Origin of the sequence: Streptomonospora sp. PA3, from assembly GCF_009728995.1 — a bacterium.
Taxonomy (GTDB): domain Bacteria; phylum Actinomycetota; class Actinomycetes; order Streptosporangiales; family Streptosporangiaceae; genus Streptomonospora.
The window spans coordinates 256,789-271,183 of the sequence record NZ_VTZW01000008.1 but is presented as its reverse complement, the minus strand read 5'-3'; the positions used below and the strand labels follow the sequence as shown (position 1 = coordinate 271,183).

The window sequence follows — 14,395 nt, the reverse complement described above, 5'->3', positions numbered from 1 at the left end:
GCGGCCGGGCCGTCCGGATCCGGCCAGGGGCGTACTCGGCTTTCGGCTCCGTTGCCCGATGGCGGTGGACTGGTTACTGTCCGTGCGGTGGTATACGTCTTCTCGCTCACGGCCCACCAACGCAGGTCCACCAAAGTAGCGCTGGACCTCGACCAGGTGCTCACCGCCAACGTGCCCGACCCTCCGCCCTCGGGTCCGCACGGAGGGCAGGTGGCCCTGGTTTTCGTTCGCGGCGAAGACCAGGGCCAGGCCGAGCATGTGCTGACTCACATGGGCATTGTGCAGCGGCCCAGCGGGACCAAGGTGGCCTCGGTAGGGCGGCGGGTGAAAGTGGAGTACCTGCGCGGCACGGGTGCACTGGGCGCGACCGCTGAAGGTCTGGCCCTGGGGTACGCGGCGCGAGAGGATCTGCGATCGGCATTGCGCTACCCCGCTCACCCGTTGCAGGAGGATTCCGGCGGCGCCGTGTTGGGTGCGCTGCGGCAGCAGCACCCGTATTTCGCCCGGCTCATCGAATGGCTGAGCGGAATCCTGAACTCGGCACGGCTCGATAACGCACGCCCCGCGGACCGATTGTGGCGGCAGGAACGCGACGCCTTGCACGTGGCGCTGCGCATCTCCGGGTTCCCGGCGGAAGCAGTCGATGCGTGGCAGCGGCCGGCCGAGGGTGAACCTTATCTGGCCGGGCTCATTCCGGACCCGACCGAGCAGAGCCTGATCGAACACGATGTCCGTGCGTCGGTGCCCGACGGTTGGGCGAGGGACTCGGCCAACCGCACCGACATCACCGTCGCCACCGATGGGCAACGGCGGCTGGAGGTCACCAACATCAACGCCACGCCGGTCGAGGCCCGCTTGGGCGCCGACCTGCTGTACTACCACGAGAACACGAGAAGTTTCACTCTGGTGCAGTACAAGAAACTGAACCGGGACAAGTTCGTCCGTGTCGACGACCGGCTGCTCAGCCAGGTGGATCGTCTGGCCGATGTGGCCGGGCGCAGTCGGCAGGCGGCGACCCCGGAGGAATGGCGGCTGGGCACCGACTCCTGCTTTGTGAAACTTGCGCACTGGCCGGATGGGGGCGCTGCCGAGCAGCGGCTTGCCCCGGGTATGTACCTTCCGGTGAGCTACCTGCCGCTCCTGTTGGAAGATCCGCGGCTGCTTGGAGAGGGCGGAGGCCGACGCCTCGGCTACGACACGGTACCGCGTTATCTAACCAATTCCCAGTTCATCGACCTCGTCAAGGATGGCCTGGTCGGTACGGTCGGAACAACGGCAGAGAACCTCCGCGACCTTGTGCAGCGGCGCGCGCAGCAGGGGTTCGGCGTCGTCGTGGCGGCGGAGCGGGGGGTGGAGACCGCCGAACAGCGTCAGGAGCGCAACCGCGTGCGCAGCCAGCGTCGGCGCTCCTCGGCTGCCGACCCAGTCCGCGGCCAGGAGCGACTGCTTTGACTTTCCGGCCGCGACTGAAGGCGAATTCCGTGTCTGATGGTTCCGAGCGCAGGCGGGTCAGATAGTCGGGAAACGGAGGGCGAATCCGGGCGGTCTTGTGCATCACCGTGCACGAACATGCGAAATGCGCCTCGGGCTGCGCTGGCCGAATCCTTCCCGGTAAGGTACTCGTGGCCGTAGAGCGGATTTCCAACGCCGAACCGCGCGATTAAGCTTGCGGCATCGGACGGCGTATACGATCCACGGAGCAGACCAGGAGGTAACCATGGGCGGCGGTAGCGACGACGGCGGTGGCGGCGGCCCCGGATAAGGGACGATGATCGCAACGGACGGGCCGCGACGTGACACGTGGACGCTGAAGACCGCGTTGCGGCCCGATTTCTATGCCTATTTCCCGCGATTCTCGCCCGAGGAGCTGGATGCCCGGCTGGATCGCCTGCCGTTCTGCCGCGCGACCCTGCTTACCGAATGGAACATCCGGCGGGCCCGCGCCGCGCACCCGGCCGCTGAACGCGGGTTTGCGCAGTTCGTGGGCAGTGCCGCCCGCGAGCAGCGCCACCGGTTGGCCGATGTGCTGTCGTCGGTGGGGATCAGCGCGAGGACGGCCGCCGCCGTGGCGGCCGTCCCCCGCCACCGCTATGTCCCAGCGCGCTCGCAACACATGGCCTACCTGAACGTGCACGTGCCCACCGGGACGGGCAGTTGCCTCACGCCTCCCGGCCTGGTGGCGGTGATGCTCGACCTGCTCGGCTGCGACAGCGGCGAAACCGTCGTGGAGTTCGGCGCGGGGTCCGGTTACCACCTGGCATGCGCGGCACACATCGTCGGGAGCCGAGGGCGGGCGGTTGGGGTGGACCTGCGCTTTCCGCGGGGATCGTCGCGTACTCCGGTATCGGCGGGGTTGGTGCGCGGCGACGTCGCCGCCGCCCCGCTGCGCCCGGGCTGTGCCGACGCCGTTTACGCGACCTGCTTCACGCGGCGGCCCGCAGACACGCTCGCCCACCTCATCCGGGCGGGCGGCCGCGTTCAGTTCGCCGGGCCGATCACCGCTTCCGAATTCGGCGCCGAGCCCCACCGCAGTTGGCTGCGCTCCACGTTCACCGACCACAGGTCCTATCTCGCAACGGAACCGCAGCGTTTCGCCTGTTTGCGGACCTGGGTGAAACCGGTGTCCGAGGAGTTGGCGCTCCGGCATTCCCTCTATGATGTCTCCTTTGTTCCCGAAGCACGGCCGAATTCCCCGTCCCCCGATATCCGAAAGCCGCGGTTGACATGACCAGCATCGAAACCGGTACCGAGGAACTCCCCCTGTCCGGAGAGGACGTGCTCTGGTCCGCCTGGTACCTCGGCGGTAGCGAGTGCACCCTGCCGGGTCGGCTGCTGCCGTACTTTCCTGCAGACATCCGCAACGAGCGGTTCGATGTTCCGGGAGTAGCCGCGGCGCTCGCCGATTTCGCGGGTTCGGTTCCGGAGGGCGACCAAGGCGAGGCCCGCGCGATCGCGCTGCTCGCCCGAAGGGAGGCGAGCCGGATGGCCGGGGTGCTGGACGATGCGGATGCACGCGCCCTCATCGGCCGGCACGCCGACATCGACGCCGGCATCAGGCACGCATTGGCCAACACCACCGAGTTCCTCGGTTCCTACGGGGTCGACGTCGGCGCCCCCGTGGTCCGGGTCGTGGACGCGTTTCCCGAGCCCTACCAGGACCGCCGCTACGCGATGCTCACCGCCGACGCCGGAGACCAGCGAAAGTACGGCGTTGCCCCCGGCGTGTACCTGCGGCGGGCCGCGGTGCGTCCGCTGTACTCGGAGGCGCTGGTATGCCATGAGCTGATCCACGTCGCCCTGGGACACCAGGACCCCGACCTGATGGGGCGCGGGCTGGAGGAGGGTATCGCTGAACTCGTCGGCAGCATCATGCTCAGCGGCCGCCAGGTCGGTGTGGTGCCCACGTATTGGATCGAGGTCTTCAACCGCCGCAACCATGTCTACGACACCGTCTGGGAGCACTACAACGAGTTCTTGCGGATGACCTACATGCTGTACCGGCGCATCGGGATCGACGGATTGATGAGCCTCGTCGCCGCCGGACGCGGTCGCATCAAGGAAGTCGAACGCGACATCGTCAGGGGAGTGGACGCGGTGCCGGACATCGAGACGGGGTGGTTCGACTTCGGTCCCGAGTTCGATCGCATCGCCGAGCGCCTGGTCATGGGGTTTCCCCGATCGATGGTGGTGAGTCCGGTCGCGCGCGTGGTCGCCGACCACGCCCAGCCGGGCACGACAGTGCGCGAGATCGCCGCCGCGACCGGTCTGGAGGAGGAAGCCGTCAGCGAAGCGGTGCGTGAACTTACCGAAGAGGCCACCGTAATCGGCCGTCGTGCGGACGGGTTGGTGGTCACCTCTTCCGATCTTGACATCTACCTGCCCGCGGGCATGTTGAGGTACCGGCTGTGACGGCCGCGAGCGGCGGTTCTGCCGCCGCGGCGCGGCGCTACCTGCGGCGCATCGTCGCGTTGCGCGTCGAGTTGGTCGTGGTCAGTCTGCTGCTTGCGAGCCTGGTGCTGTTCGCGCTCGACTACCTCGGTGCCGAGCGGGGATGGGTGTGGAGCGGGACGGTCCCCTTCGGCGAATTGGGCGCGGCCACCCTGTCGACGGGCATCATCGGTGTGGTCTGGGAGTGGTTCATCCGCACCGACGCATCCGAGCAGTTGCGCCGCACACTGCTGGAGGTGGGAGACCAGCAGCGCCCCGCGCTGGCGCGCGCTGCGGCCTCGGCGGTGCTGGACGACGAGCGGCTACTGGACAGCCTGTTGGCCACCGACAGCACCGACCGGGTCCTGCGCGCCGCCTTGGCGTCGACCACCGGGAGCACGGACCTTGCCGAAGGGCTGCGCGGTGTGATCGCGGACCGCGCGTTGAGAGAGGAGCCGTGGGAGAACTACCGCGCGAGGATCTACATCGCGGACTCCGCCGATCCGCCGGGAGCCGACGGGATCGATCCGTTCTTCGATTTTACGGTCGAGATCCGCTACGAGGCGGTCCTGCGCAAGTCGGTATTCCGGTTCGGTGCCTCGATGTCGGCCGCGGGGTACGCGCAGATGGTGCAGGACCGCGCCTTCGACGGCTGCTGGCAGATCGCGGGTTCTCGGCGGTTCGCCCCTGAGTTGCACGAAGGTCTGTTCAGCCTGCGCCACATGCGCGTGGCGGGTATCGAGATGGACGTGAGCAAGCGGAGCGAGTCCGACCGCCTCGTCTACACAGCCGAGTCGGCGGACGTCGGAGAGCACATCGGTTCGCGGGTGAGCGTCGAGTACCGCTACATGATGAAGTTCGACAAGCGGGGGCACAGCTACGTCATGCAGACGCGCGTGCCGACGCGGCGGGCTGAGTATGAGATCGACTATTCGCAGTCGAGCATCGTGCACGTCAACGTGTTCCCGTTCCTCGTCTCCAGCGCGGCCCCGACCATACGCACGGGCGACGCGGCTCCTCGTCGCGGGATCGTCCAGGTCGACGCGGAGGGATGGGTGTTCCCTCCTGGCGGGGTCGCGTTCGCCTGGGTGCTTGCTGCGGAGCACGAGGAGGGGTACCTGCACCGGATCAGTGCCGCTTCCGAGCAGTCGGCCGGCGGTCGGCCGGAGAAGTAAGGTCGGGGATGTCGGGAGCGGCGTCGGTGCGGTGACGGGTGTCCGTTTTCTCCTCTTCGGCCTGCTCTTGCGGATCCTCGTCAGGGGTGGACGCGGCGAGAGCGCGGGCGAGCAAGCTGACGGTGTCGGTGCGGAGGTTGCGCGGCGGGTGGGCACCGCTGGTGTGTCGGGGGCGGGCGGTATAGGGAGCGATACGGCACAGCGGTTGGTAGCTGATCACCCACCACGCGCCGTATTCCTCGTGCAGGGGGAGCAGCTCCTCGGGCAGGTCGGGGCGGTCGGGAACACCCGGGTGGCCTGCGTCGAGGATGGGCGGGGGTGGCGGTGGCCCTGCGGTGCTGTGGGTGGTGGTGGGTACGGCTGGGTCGGGCATCGGTACGAGTCCCCTCCGTGGTTTTCTGATGCCGCTCCCGCTCGCGGATCGTTGTTGTCCACAGTTCCGCGGAAGCCATGCCCCAACCATGCCCGGGTCCGTATGGTCGTTCTATGGCCATAGCTGACGAGCGAAAATGCGTGCCTGGTTGCGGTCGCAGGCGATAATCGGGCGGTAGGAGGCGGCAAGGTGGCGGTATCGCGTAAGTCCGCGCGGCTTCGGTTCGGCTATGAGGTCCGGCGGCGCCGCCAACGAGCAGGAATGACGCAGCAGCAGGTGGCGAAGGCCCTGCATATTTCGCAATCGCACCTGTCCGATGTCGAGGCAGGAAAGAAAGGGCTTGGGACAGAGCAAATCCCCCGACTGGACAGCGTCCTTAACGCCGGTGGGACACTGGCGAAGCGATGGCAGGATCTCCATCAGGAGGACGGATATGCCGAGTGGTTCCGCGATGTGGTGACTCTCGAACAGGAGGCGAGCGAGATCCGGCTCTACCAGTCGTCGGTCGTTCCGGGCCTGCTCCAGACGCCTGCCTACGCTCGGGAACTCATCCGGCTTGGCAACCCCGGCGCTGCGAGCGCGGCGATCGACGAACAGGTGGATGCGCGCATCCGCCGACAGAAGATAGTCAGGGGCGACCAAGGGCCGGTGGTGATGGTCGTGATCGAGGAGCACGTGCTGCGAAGGCCGATCGGCGGTGCTGCTGTAATCGCGGGCCAGCTCGACCAGCTATTGGAGCTTGCCAGCCCACCGCGGGTGACACTGCAGGTGGTGCCGATGGACACACCTGAGCACTACGGTATGGATGGGTCGTTCGGGCTGTTCGCCGTACCGGACAGGGGGCACCTCGCCTACACCGAATCCCGTCTCTCCAGCGATCCGCGGGATGACCAAGCAGCCGTGAACGCCTATATGGGTATATTCGGTGACCTGCGCGGGGTCGCCTTGGCTCCCCACGCTTCGCGCGCACTCATTCAGAAGATCAGGAGAGAGCTCGATGCTCCAGCGTGAGTGGACGAAGTCCAGTTACTCGCAAGGTGGGATGGACAACTGTGTGGCTGCTCGCAGCGCCCTGGGCGATGGGGTCGATGTGTGTGACTCCCAGAACCCGGAACTGGGACACCTCACCTTCGACACTGTCGAGTGGGGGGCGTTTGTGAGCGAGGTCGAGCAGCTCTGAGCGGGACTCCCGCGCTCGGGAGTCCCGCTCATGGGCCGCATTCCTAGACGTCCTCGGAATCCTCGACGAGGTCGTCTAGTGCCCCTTGCACCGGGGCAGGTGTGCGGATCTCCGCCGCCTGCGACAGGCCCTCCAGCTCGTTCCAGGACGTGCCGAGGCTGTTGAACAGCAGCGCGTGCTGTGCCCAGCCGCGCTGCTCGGCGATGGAGTAGAGCAGATAGGCGAGTTCCTTCGCCGAGTCCAGGTCGACCCCCTTGGCCTGAGCGGCGGCAACCAGCCGCGCCGCCGCGTTGACGCCCTGCTCCTCCAACCGCTTGGCGAGGTGCATGACGGTCTCCCATTCGGAGATCCGGGTGTCCGCAGTGGGGTCGTAGTCGGCCAGCAGCTTCGCGGGGGGAAGAAGGGTCACCTTTCCGCCGCCGGATTGGATGACGCCGGCGCGCTTCAGGCCCTCGACGGAGACGTTCTTGGCCCGGGAGAGGGTTTCGGCGGTGCCGTAGTCGTGCTGATCGAAGCCGTAGGACTTGAACCAGTCGATGCACCAGCGGGTCGTGGCGTCGAAATCGCCCTCCTGCTCGGAGAGGACTTCGGCAAGGATCTGGTTGATCAGGCGAAGTGCTTCGCGCACGCGCATGGCGGAACCGTCGGGTTCCTCGACGCGGGAGTAGCGGGAGAACACGGCCATCCCGGGACCGATGGCGGCTTGGGCCATGTCGACGGGAGGGATGGAGCCTTGTTGGAGGTCGCGGAGTGCGAGGGGAAGTTCGTCGCGCAGTTCGGCGATGAAGTCGCGTTTGTTGATACTTCCGGTGTTGTCGCGCCGAGGGCGACAGGCGAGAACGATCGATGACGCCAACGCATTCATATCGTGGCTCATCATACGATTCCCCAGCTCGGTGCGGAGGGGCCAAGTCGCAGTGATCGCCCAGCCCGACCGGATCATCCCCTCGAGCAAAGTTTCCCAGCCTGTAGAAGCTTCACCGTTCTCATCTTTTTCTGACTGCTTGAAAGCGTAAAAAATGGTGGTTGGAAACTTTTCAGGCGAACCCGCGTTGATTTGATTGAACGTCTCTTGAAACCCGTCCTCGAAAAATTTCGTGGCGGATTCTCTTCCGCCATGACGATAGTTGTTTGCCACTAGTTCTGATGTTTTTGGTGTGAGTAGAGTGCTTAGCAAATTTGGAAATACTGCATTGAGTGAATGGCGTAGCCAAATGTAAAAAAAGTCTGCGAGGTTAGAATAGATTATGTTGTCGTAGTATGGTGGGTCCGTAGATACCAGAAGGTTCTGATAGCTCCGTGTCGAGGCATCTCCTTGAACTGCGACTCCATGCTTGCTGGTGGGCACTGCTTCAATTGATTTGACGAGGTTTCCGAGACTAATCAAAAATCCGCCAGCGGCATTTCCAAATGGCTGTGTCTCGGCGAAATCCCAAACCATGGGAATTGCTTGCCGTCCGAAAAGGTTCCGTACTTGAGTTTTAGTGTTCTCCCAGCGACATAGAGCATTTGATATGTCGGTGAGTCTGCTTATTCCCAATGTCAAGTACGTGGCAATGGATTCTGAATATGCTCTTGCGCCGTTTCCGCCTTCAGCTAAAGGGCCTCCGTTTGGCAGCGACGCATTTGCACGTTTGAATGCATGGTCTCGGGCATCATCTATTAATTCACTGAACGTAACAAGTGAAGTCAACTGGCGATTTGTAAAAAGATCCGTGAAATCTTTCATTCCGTAGGTTAGGGCCTTGTTGTCTCGCGGATAATAGGCCAACTCTCCATTGGGAGTGTTTGGAGGAAAGGGTGTTTCCGCTGCCATTTCATGTTCTGGTGTGGGTGCTATGTAACTGCGGAGGCGATTGTTCTCTGCGGCAATGGCCATCAGCTTTTTTCTGATCTTTTTCGCTTTGCCTTCGTTTCGGATGTAGGAAAGTGGAACGGGGGTGTCGCAAATCAGGCAAGTTGCTCCCTTGCGTCCAACTGTTCCCTCTCGAGGGCTTCCCTCCGGTCCCATTATCTCGAACCGAACCTTGCCATCCTCAACGACTGGCTCGATGTACCGCTCTTTTCCCTTCTTCTTCCCCAGCCAGAACGACCGCACCAGCGGCATCTCCCCCTGGCAAGCCGGATTCGGACACGTCACCGTCCGCGCCCAAATCCAGGCAATAACGTTGGCCTCTTCCCCGTTCTCCAGCTTCGCCTTCGGATACAGATGCCCGATGCGCTTCTCCGCCTCGTCGCGCATCCACTTCCCGTAGCGCCGCACATCCTCCGCGAGCCCCGTAGCCCCCGGCCAATCCGCGCGCTGGTCGGCCGCTCCCGGAAACACAGGCGGTTGTCCCGCCCACTTCGGGGGAATCTCGATCAGCGCCTTGTTGATCAGCACAGCTACCGGGTTCAGGTCCGACGCATGCGCCTCCAGGCCCAACCGCTGCGCCTCCAGCGGAATGGTGCCGCCCCCCGCGAACGGGTCCAGGATCGGCGGCGGATTCCCGTCCGTCGATTTCAGGATCTCCGCATACGCCTCCTTGTAGAGGCGGGTGTCGTGGATGTTGTCCCATTTGACGAGTTCCTCGATTATCCCGAACAGCCGCTTCCGCTCGGCGTCCTGTTCCTCGGTCGTCGGGAACTCCTCCGGTCGGCTGGACGGATCATCCACCAACTGTGCGAACAGCACCGCCCGCGCCGCCGCAAGCGGCCGGCGCGCCCACCACAGGTGCAGGGTGGACGGGTGCCCGTGCCGAATGGACTTCTCCCGGGCGGACTCCCGGTTGATCGCCTCCAGCGGCAGAGACACCTCGATGAGCTTCTTGCGGTACCCGCCGCCCTCGGCCGTATCGGCCGTGTTGGCTGAGTCGGCCGCATCACTCATGTCGGCCGTACCGGGGGTACCGGCCTCACCGGTCGTCATACGGGGTCTCCTCCTCGTGCCCATTCCACGGCCCAGTCGCCTTCCATACCGGTAAGGCGGAAATCGCCGGGGTTGAAATCCTTGAACGGATCGACGGTGTAGCGCACCCTGTCGGCATCCGGGCCGTCCGGGTGCACCTCCACCAGCGCCAGCCGGAAGTCGGCGGCGAGGTTCTTGCCTTTGAGGGCCTCGGTGCGGGTGACCCAGAACGCCGTCGCGCCGGTCCTGCGCCCCTTGACCTCCAGGTAGACCCAGCGATCGTCCGCCGTGCGCGACCGGATGTCAAAACCGGGGTTGCTGTGCGGCATCTCCTCCGGATCCCTCCCCAGCAGCCGTTCCGCCCGCAGCACCGCTGCGACGGCCCGCTCATCCGTCTCCCGCGTGTCGTCGGCATACCGGTCGGGTCTGGCCGGGCGGCCCAGCATGCGGTCCAGCGTGCTGCGCGGCACCACCAGCACCGCGCCCGCGATCAGGGGGGATCGGGTGTTGAGCCGCTGTTCGCGATCCAACTCCAGCAGCCGCGCATCAAGCCTCTTCTCCAACTCGCTAGCCGTCCGGCGGGCGTAATCCGGGCTCTCCTTTACCGGTTTTCCCTCCGCCTCACGCGTGGTCAGCTCCAGATAGCGGGTGTCCCAGTGGTTGATCTGCCCGGTGAGCCGCTCCTCGACCAGTTTGCGCACGTGCCGCACGTTCGCCGTGACGTCGCTCTCGATCTCCTCGCGGTGCTGGGGCAGGGTGTGCTGCACGCTCCACGACAGCGCCAACTGCTCGACGCCGGATTGCAGCCACGGTTCCTGTGCCAGCCCCAGAGCCGCCGCGTACTCCTCATCCTGCGGAGCCCGGTAGTCCAGGTAGCGGGCCTCTCCCGCCGTGCTGCCCGAGCCGTCGGCGTCCAGCTCCACGAAGTCGAACCGCTTGCTGACCGTGCGGGGCGGGTCGGCGGAGTCGGTGATCTCCTGGAGTAGCGCCACAAGCAGCCGGGGCCGGGCCTGTGGATCGGCGCCGGCGGGTGTGTCGTCGACCAGCAGGGTGCCCTCGCGGAGCAGCGGACCGTAGTCCTCGGTGACGATGTCGACCACCGCGTCGAGCAGCGGATGACCGGGTGCCAGCAGGTCGGCCGGTTTGCGCTCGGCCGTGCCGCGGACCAGGTCGCGGTCGAAAACCACCCGCACGTAGCGCTCGGGCAGGCGTCTGCCGGGGCGGGCTCCGCGGAAGTGGTCGCGTACGCGCGCGGGAACGCGGGTGACCTCGTAGCGACCGGTCTCGCGCTCGCTGATCCGGCCGCGCAGCCGGGCGAACGCCTCCAGGAAGAACTGTCGCACGTAGTGCGGTTGCAGGCGGCGGGCGCGAGCCTCGTCCATCCGCCTGCGCAGTTCGGCCACGTCGGCGTCGGCGAGCTTGTCGTGCTGGGCGGAGCGCTCTTCCAGCAGCTCCGCCAGCCCTTCGCCCACCTGCTCGTCGATGACCTGCTCGAGGCGGCTGCGGACCTCGGGCTGCTCGCCGTAGCGGATGGCCTGCATCAGCAGCGACCGCAGCGGGGTCTCCTGGAACGCCTCGCCCAGGACGTCGAATACCCGGCCCTCGTACGCCTTCTGCTGCTGCTGGACTTTCGCGAGCAGGGTTTGGAACACCTGACCCTCGCGGGTGTCGGGCGCCACCAGGTTCCACAGGTGGCATACCTCGCTCTGCCCGATCCGGTGGATGCGGCCGAACCGCTGCTCGATCTTGTTCGGGTTCCACGGCAGGTCGTAGTTGACCATCAGGTTGGCGCGCTGGAGGTTCAGGCCTTCACCGGCGGCGTCGGTGGCGACCAGCACGCGGCACCGGCGGTCCTGGGTGAAGACCTCGGTGGTCGTCCGGCGAATGTCGCGAGCCATGCCTCCGTGGATGGACACGACCGCCTCGTCCTGGCCGATCCGGTTGCGAATCTGCTCCACCAGGTAGTTCAGGGTGTCGCGGTGCTCGGTGAAGACGATGAGCTTGCGCGGCTCGCCCCGGGGGTCGCGGATGTGCTCGCTGTCCAGCAGGGCGGCGAGCTCTTGCCACTTGCGGTCCACCTTCGCGGCGAAGACGTCGCGGGCCTGGCGGACCAGACCATGCAGGCTCTCGATCTCCTTGTCCAGCTCCGGGATGGTGCGGGCGGCGGTGGCCGCGTCGACGACCTCGTCCTCCAGCTTCTCCAGCTCGGCGCCGGGGAGCTGGTCGTCCAGATCGTCGGGGTCGCCGACGTCGGTGGTGAACTCGGTACCGAAGCCGTTGGCGTTGTCCAACGCCTGCTGCATCTCGCGGCGGCGCCCGTCCAGCCGGTCGCGTCTGCGCTCCAGCGACCGCAGGATCGCCTGCGGGCTGGAGGCGAGCCTGCGTTGCAGGATGGTTAGAGCGAATCCGACCGTGTTGCCCCGGCGGGTGTCGCCGGCGTGTTTGAGCTTGTCGGCCTGGTTCATCTCGTGGCGGACGTAGTCGGTGACCGCCTCGTAGAGGTCCTGCTCAGGCGGGCTCAGCTCGTAGCTGATAGTGCTCGCCCGCCGCTCGGGAAACAGCGGCTTGCCCTCGAACGTGAGCAGGTCCTCCTTGACCATGCGCCGCATCAGCCCGGTGGTGTCGGCGCGGTTGTGCACCTTGGCGTCGTAGCCGCCCTCGAAGCGGTCGCGGTCCAGCAGCCGCAGGAAGAGCTGGAAGTCCTCCTCCTTTCCAGCGTGCGGAGTGGCGGTCATGAGCAGGAAGTGGCGTGCGGTGGTGCTGAGGACCTCGCCCAGCCGGTAGCGGCCGGTGCGCTCCACCTTGCCTGCCGACATGCGCGCCGACATGCGGTGGGCCTCGTCCACCACCGCCAGGTCCCAGGAGGCATCCTGCAACTGCTCGATGAAGGGCGGACGCTTGACCTGGTCCATGCGGGCGATGAGCAGGGGGCAGTGGTCGAATACGGTGCCGTCGTTGATCGCCTCTGCGCGTTCGCGGGTGAGGATCTCGAAGCTCAGGCCGAACTTCTCCAGCAGTTCGTCCTGCCACTGCTCCACCAGCGCGCCGGGCGCGACGATCAGGCAGCGGTTCAAGTCGCCGCGCAGCTTCAACTCCTTGATGTACAGCCCGGCCATGATGGTCTTGCCCGCGCCCGGATCGTCGGCGAGCAGGAACCGCAGCGGGGTGTGGCGGGCCAGCATGTGTCCGTATACCGCCTGGATCTGGTGTGGCAGCGGCTCCAGCGAGGACGTGTTGATCGCGGGCATCGGGTCGAAGGATGCGGCCATACGGATACGCATGGCCTCGGCGGCAAGCTTGAACTCCTCCGGATCGGCGGTGAAGGAATAGGAAGTGTCCTCGGCGATGGCCAAGCGCGGCTCGTCCTCGCGCGTCAGGACCGTCTGGTCGAGCTGGTTGTCTCCGTAGGAGTAGACGAGGGTGACCGCGTCGGGGCCGTGCGGCATGGTGGCCACGACCTTGACGGCGGTACCCGGAGTGATTCCCGTGACAAGCGTTTCGGGGGTGAGGTCTTCCAGCTTCACGCCGGGGGATCGGCCGTCGTCCATCGCCGTATGCTCCCTTCACCGGAGGATGGCTCACCAACGTAGCGGCCGTGAAGGACAGAAATCAGTGGAGTCGCAGGGTTTGTCGACAGCGCTCGTGCGGCCGGTTCCGGTCCTGGGACGCTCACCGGGAGGTGGCTCATCAGATCCGGCCGGTCGAGAACCGGGAAGTGTGGCGCCGGCTGGCTGCCGGGCTCTTGGGGACCTCACTCCATGCCCAGCGAGAACGCCGCCTCCAGGTCGTGGTTGGAGTAGGCGTGGAAGGCGATGTGGGTATCGGAGGAGAGCACGCCGGGGACCTTGTTGACGCGGCCGGGGATGACCTCGGCCAGGTCCTCGTGGCCGCGCACCCGCACCATCGCGATCAGGTCGACGCCGCCGGTGACCGAGTAGACCTCGCTGACGCCGTCGATGTCGGCGATCGCCTCGGCGACCTCGGGGATGCGGGCGACGTCGGCCTTGATCATGACGATCGCGGTGATCACGGGGCTTCCTCCTGGTTTCGGTGGGCCGGCGGTGCCGCGCCGCCGCGGCGCGCCGTCAGTAGACGTCGGAGCGGCGGGTGCCGGAGCGCCAGCGTATGCGGTGCATCAGCAGCGCCCCCAGCATTCCGGCGATGAAGCCGTAGACGTGGGCGGCGTAGGCCACGCCGCTCTCCGCGCCGGGATAGGCGGACATGCTGATGTAGAGAAAATACTGGAGGATGAAATAGGTGCCCACGAGCGCCCATCCCGGCAGGCGCACCGGCACCACGATGAACACCAGGGTGACGACCCGGCTGCGGTGCTGCACCAGCAGGTAGGCGCCCAGCACCCCCGAGATCGCCCCCGACGCGCCTACCAGGGGCACCTCGGCCGAGGCCTGGGTCAGGGCGAAGGCGTAGGTGGCCACCAGGCCGCTGACGAGGTAGAGGCCGAGGTAGCGCAGCCGTCCCAGCCGGTCCTCCACCACCGGTCCGAACACGAACAGGTAGACCATGTTGCCGACGAGGTGCAGCGCGCCGCCGTGCATGAACATCGACGTCAGCGCCGACACCCAGGCGACCTTGGTGTGCCCGGGATCGGGGCACGACCCCGACCCCTCGACCTGCGCACCGCCCAGCAGCTCCACCGGAACGGCCGCCCAGCGCAGGAAGTAGTGCTCGACCGCGCACTCGCGCGGCAGGTCGGCCGTGCCGTACCAGACGGCCAGCAGCGACAGCGGCGAGAGCAGGTAGGCGAGGACGTTGGCGGTGATGAGCGCGTAGGTCACCGTGGGCACGCGCCGCACCGGGTAGTCGTCGCTCAGCGGGATTCCCGCCATCTGCAC

Annotated in this window: 11 protein-coding genes; 6 read left to right on the top strand and 5 right to left on the bottom strand. The window is 66.2% G+C overall.

Annotation, left to right across the window (positions count from 1 at the left end; translation table 11 throughout):
• The first annotated feature begins 87 nt into the window (after positions 1–87).
• The 4 genes from FZ103_RS07065 to FZ103_RS07050 all read left to right on the top strand — a co-directional run bounded on the left by FZ103_RS07065 (position 88) and on the right by FZ103_RS07050 (position 5,102).
• Positions 88–1,452: a hypothetical protein gene (locus FZ103_RS07065; RefSeq protein ID WP_155999753.1), complete on the top strand. Its 1,365-nt coding sequence runs from the start codon at positions 88–90 to the stop codon at positions 1,450–1,452.
• A 316-nt stretch (positions 1,453–1,768) separates the two neighbouring features.
• A complete protein-coding gene (locus tag FZ103_RS07060; protein WP_155999751.1) occupies positions 1,769–2,728 on the top strand; it encodes a hypothetical protein in 960 nt (319 codons plus the stop codon).
• Positions 2,725–3,909, top strand: coding sequence for a hypothetical protein (locus tag FZ103_RS07055; protein ID WP_155999750.1), 1,185 nt, complete (start codon positions 2,725–2,727; stop codon positions 3,907–3,909). Before FZ103_RS07060 ends, FZ103_RS07055 begins: the two co-directional genes overlap by 4 nt.
• Positions 3,906–5,102 (top strand): hypothetical protein, encoded by a 1,197-nt coding sequence (locus tag FZ103_RS07050; RefSeq protein ID WP_155999748.1) that lies wholly within the window; start codon positions 3,906–3,908, stop codon positions 5,100–5,102. Before FZ103_RS07055 ends, FZ103_RS07050 begins: the two co-directional genes overlap by 4 nt.
• Here FZ103_RS07050 and FZ103_RS07045 read toward each other — a convergent pair.
• Positions 5,056–5,475 carry a hypothetical protein gene (locus FZ103_RS07045; protein WP_155999746.1) on the bottom strand — a complete coding sequence of 140 codons (420 nt, stop codon included), beginning with the start codon at positions 5,473–5,475 and terminating at the stop codon, positions 5,056–5,058. The genes FZ103_RS07050 and FZ103_RS07045 overlap by 47 nt on opposite strands.
• A gap of 189 nt (positions 5,476–5,664) precedes the next feature.
• Here FZ103_RS07045 and FZ103_RS07040 point away from each other — a divergent pair, with 189 nt between their 5' ends.
• Both FZ103_RS07040 and FZ103_RS07035 read left to right on the top strand, forming a co-directional pair.
• Entirely contained in the window at positions 5,665–6,486 is an 822-nt protein-coding gene (locus FZ103_RS07040; RefSeq protein WP_186355940.1) for a helix-turn-helix transcriptional regulator, read from the top strand.
• Positions 6,473–6,655, top strand: coding sequence for a DUF397 domain-containing protein (locus FZ103_RS07035; protein ID WP_155999742.1), 183 nt, complete (start codon positions 6,473–6,475; stop codon positions 6,653–6,655). The genes FZ103_RS07040 and FZ103_RS07035 overlap by 14 nt, the downstream gene beginning before the upstream one ends.
• A gap of 43 nt (positions 6,656–6,698) precedes the next feature.
• Here FZ103_RS07035 and FZ103_RS07030 read toward each other — a convergent pair whose 3' ends face one another.
• The 4 genes from FZ103_RS07030 to FZ103_RS07015 all read right to left on the bottom strand — a co-directional run bounded on the left by FZ103_RS07030 (position 6,699) and on the right by FZ103_RS07015 (position 14,389).
• Positions 6,699–9,563: a DUF1156 domain-containing protein gene (locus FZ103_RS07030; protein ID WP_222936542.1), complete on the bottom strand. Its 2,865-nt coding sequence runs from the start codon at positions 9,561–9,563 to the stop codon at positions 6,699–6,701.
• A complete protein-coding gene (locus FZ103_RS07025; RefSeq protein ID WP_155999740.1) occupies positions 9,560–13,090 on the bottom strand; it encodes a helicase-related protein in 3,531 nt (1,176 codons plus the stop codon). The genes FZ103_RS07030 and FZ103_RS07025 overlap by 4 nt, the downstream gene beginning before the upstream one ends.
• Positions 13,091–13,293: 203 nt before the next feature.
• The gene (locus FZ103_RS07020) at positions 13,294–13,572 is read right to left on the bottom strand and encodes an Lrp/AsnC ligand binding domain-containing protein (protein ID WP_186355939.1); all 279 of its coding nucleotides are present in this window, start codon (positions 13,570–13,572) and stop codon (positions 13,294–13,296) included.
• A 55-nt stretch (positions 13,573–13,627) separates the two neighbouring features.
• Positions 13,628–14,389 carry a rhomboid family intramembrane serine protease gene (locus FZ103_RS07015; protein WP_155999738.1) on the bottom strand — a complete coding sequence of 254 codons (762 nt, stop codon included), beginning with the start codon at positions 14,387–14,389 and terminating at the stop codon, positions 13,628–13,630.
• Positions 14,390–14,395: the final 6 nt, after the last annotated feature.

Coding starts and splice junctions, on each gene's coding strand:
- FZ103_RS07055 (WP_155999750.1), top strand. CDS start 2,725: ATGACCAGCATCGAAACCGGTACCGAGGAACTCCCCCTGTCCGGAGAG.
- FZ103_RS07030 (WP_222936542.1), bottom strand. CDS start 9,563: ATGACGACCGGTGAGGCCGGTACCCCCGGTACGGCCGACATGAGTGAT.
- FZ103_RS07025 (WP_155999740.1), bottom strand. CDS start 13,090: ATGGACGACGGCCGATCCCCCGGCGTGAAGCTGGAAGACCTCACCCCC.
- FZ103_RS07045 (WP_155999746.1), bottom strand. CDS start 5,475: ATGCCCGACCCAGCCGTACCCACCACCACCCACAGCACCGCAGGGCCA.
- FZ103_RS07015 (WP_155999738.1), bottom strand. CDS start 14,389: ATGGCGGGAATCCCGCTGAGCGACGACTACCCGGTGCGGCGCGTGCCC.
- FZ103_RS07035 (WP_155999742.1), top strand. CDS start 6,473: ATGCTCCAGCGTGAGTGGACGAAGTCCAGTTACTCGCAAGGTGGGATG.
- FZ103_RS07060 (WP_155999751.1), top strand. CDS start 1,769: ATGATCGCAACGGACGGGCCGCGACGTGACACGTGGACGCTGAAGACC.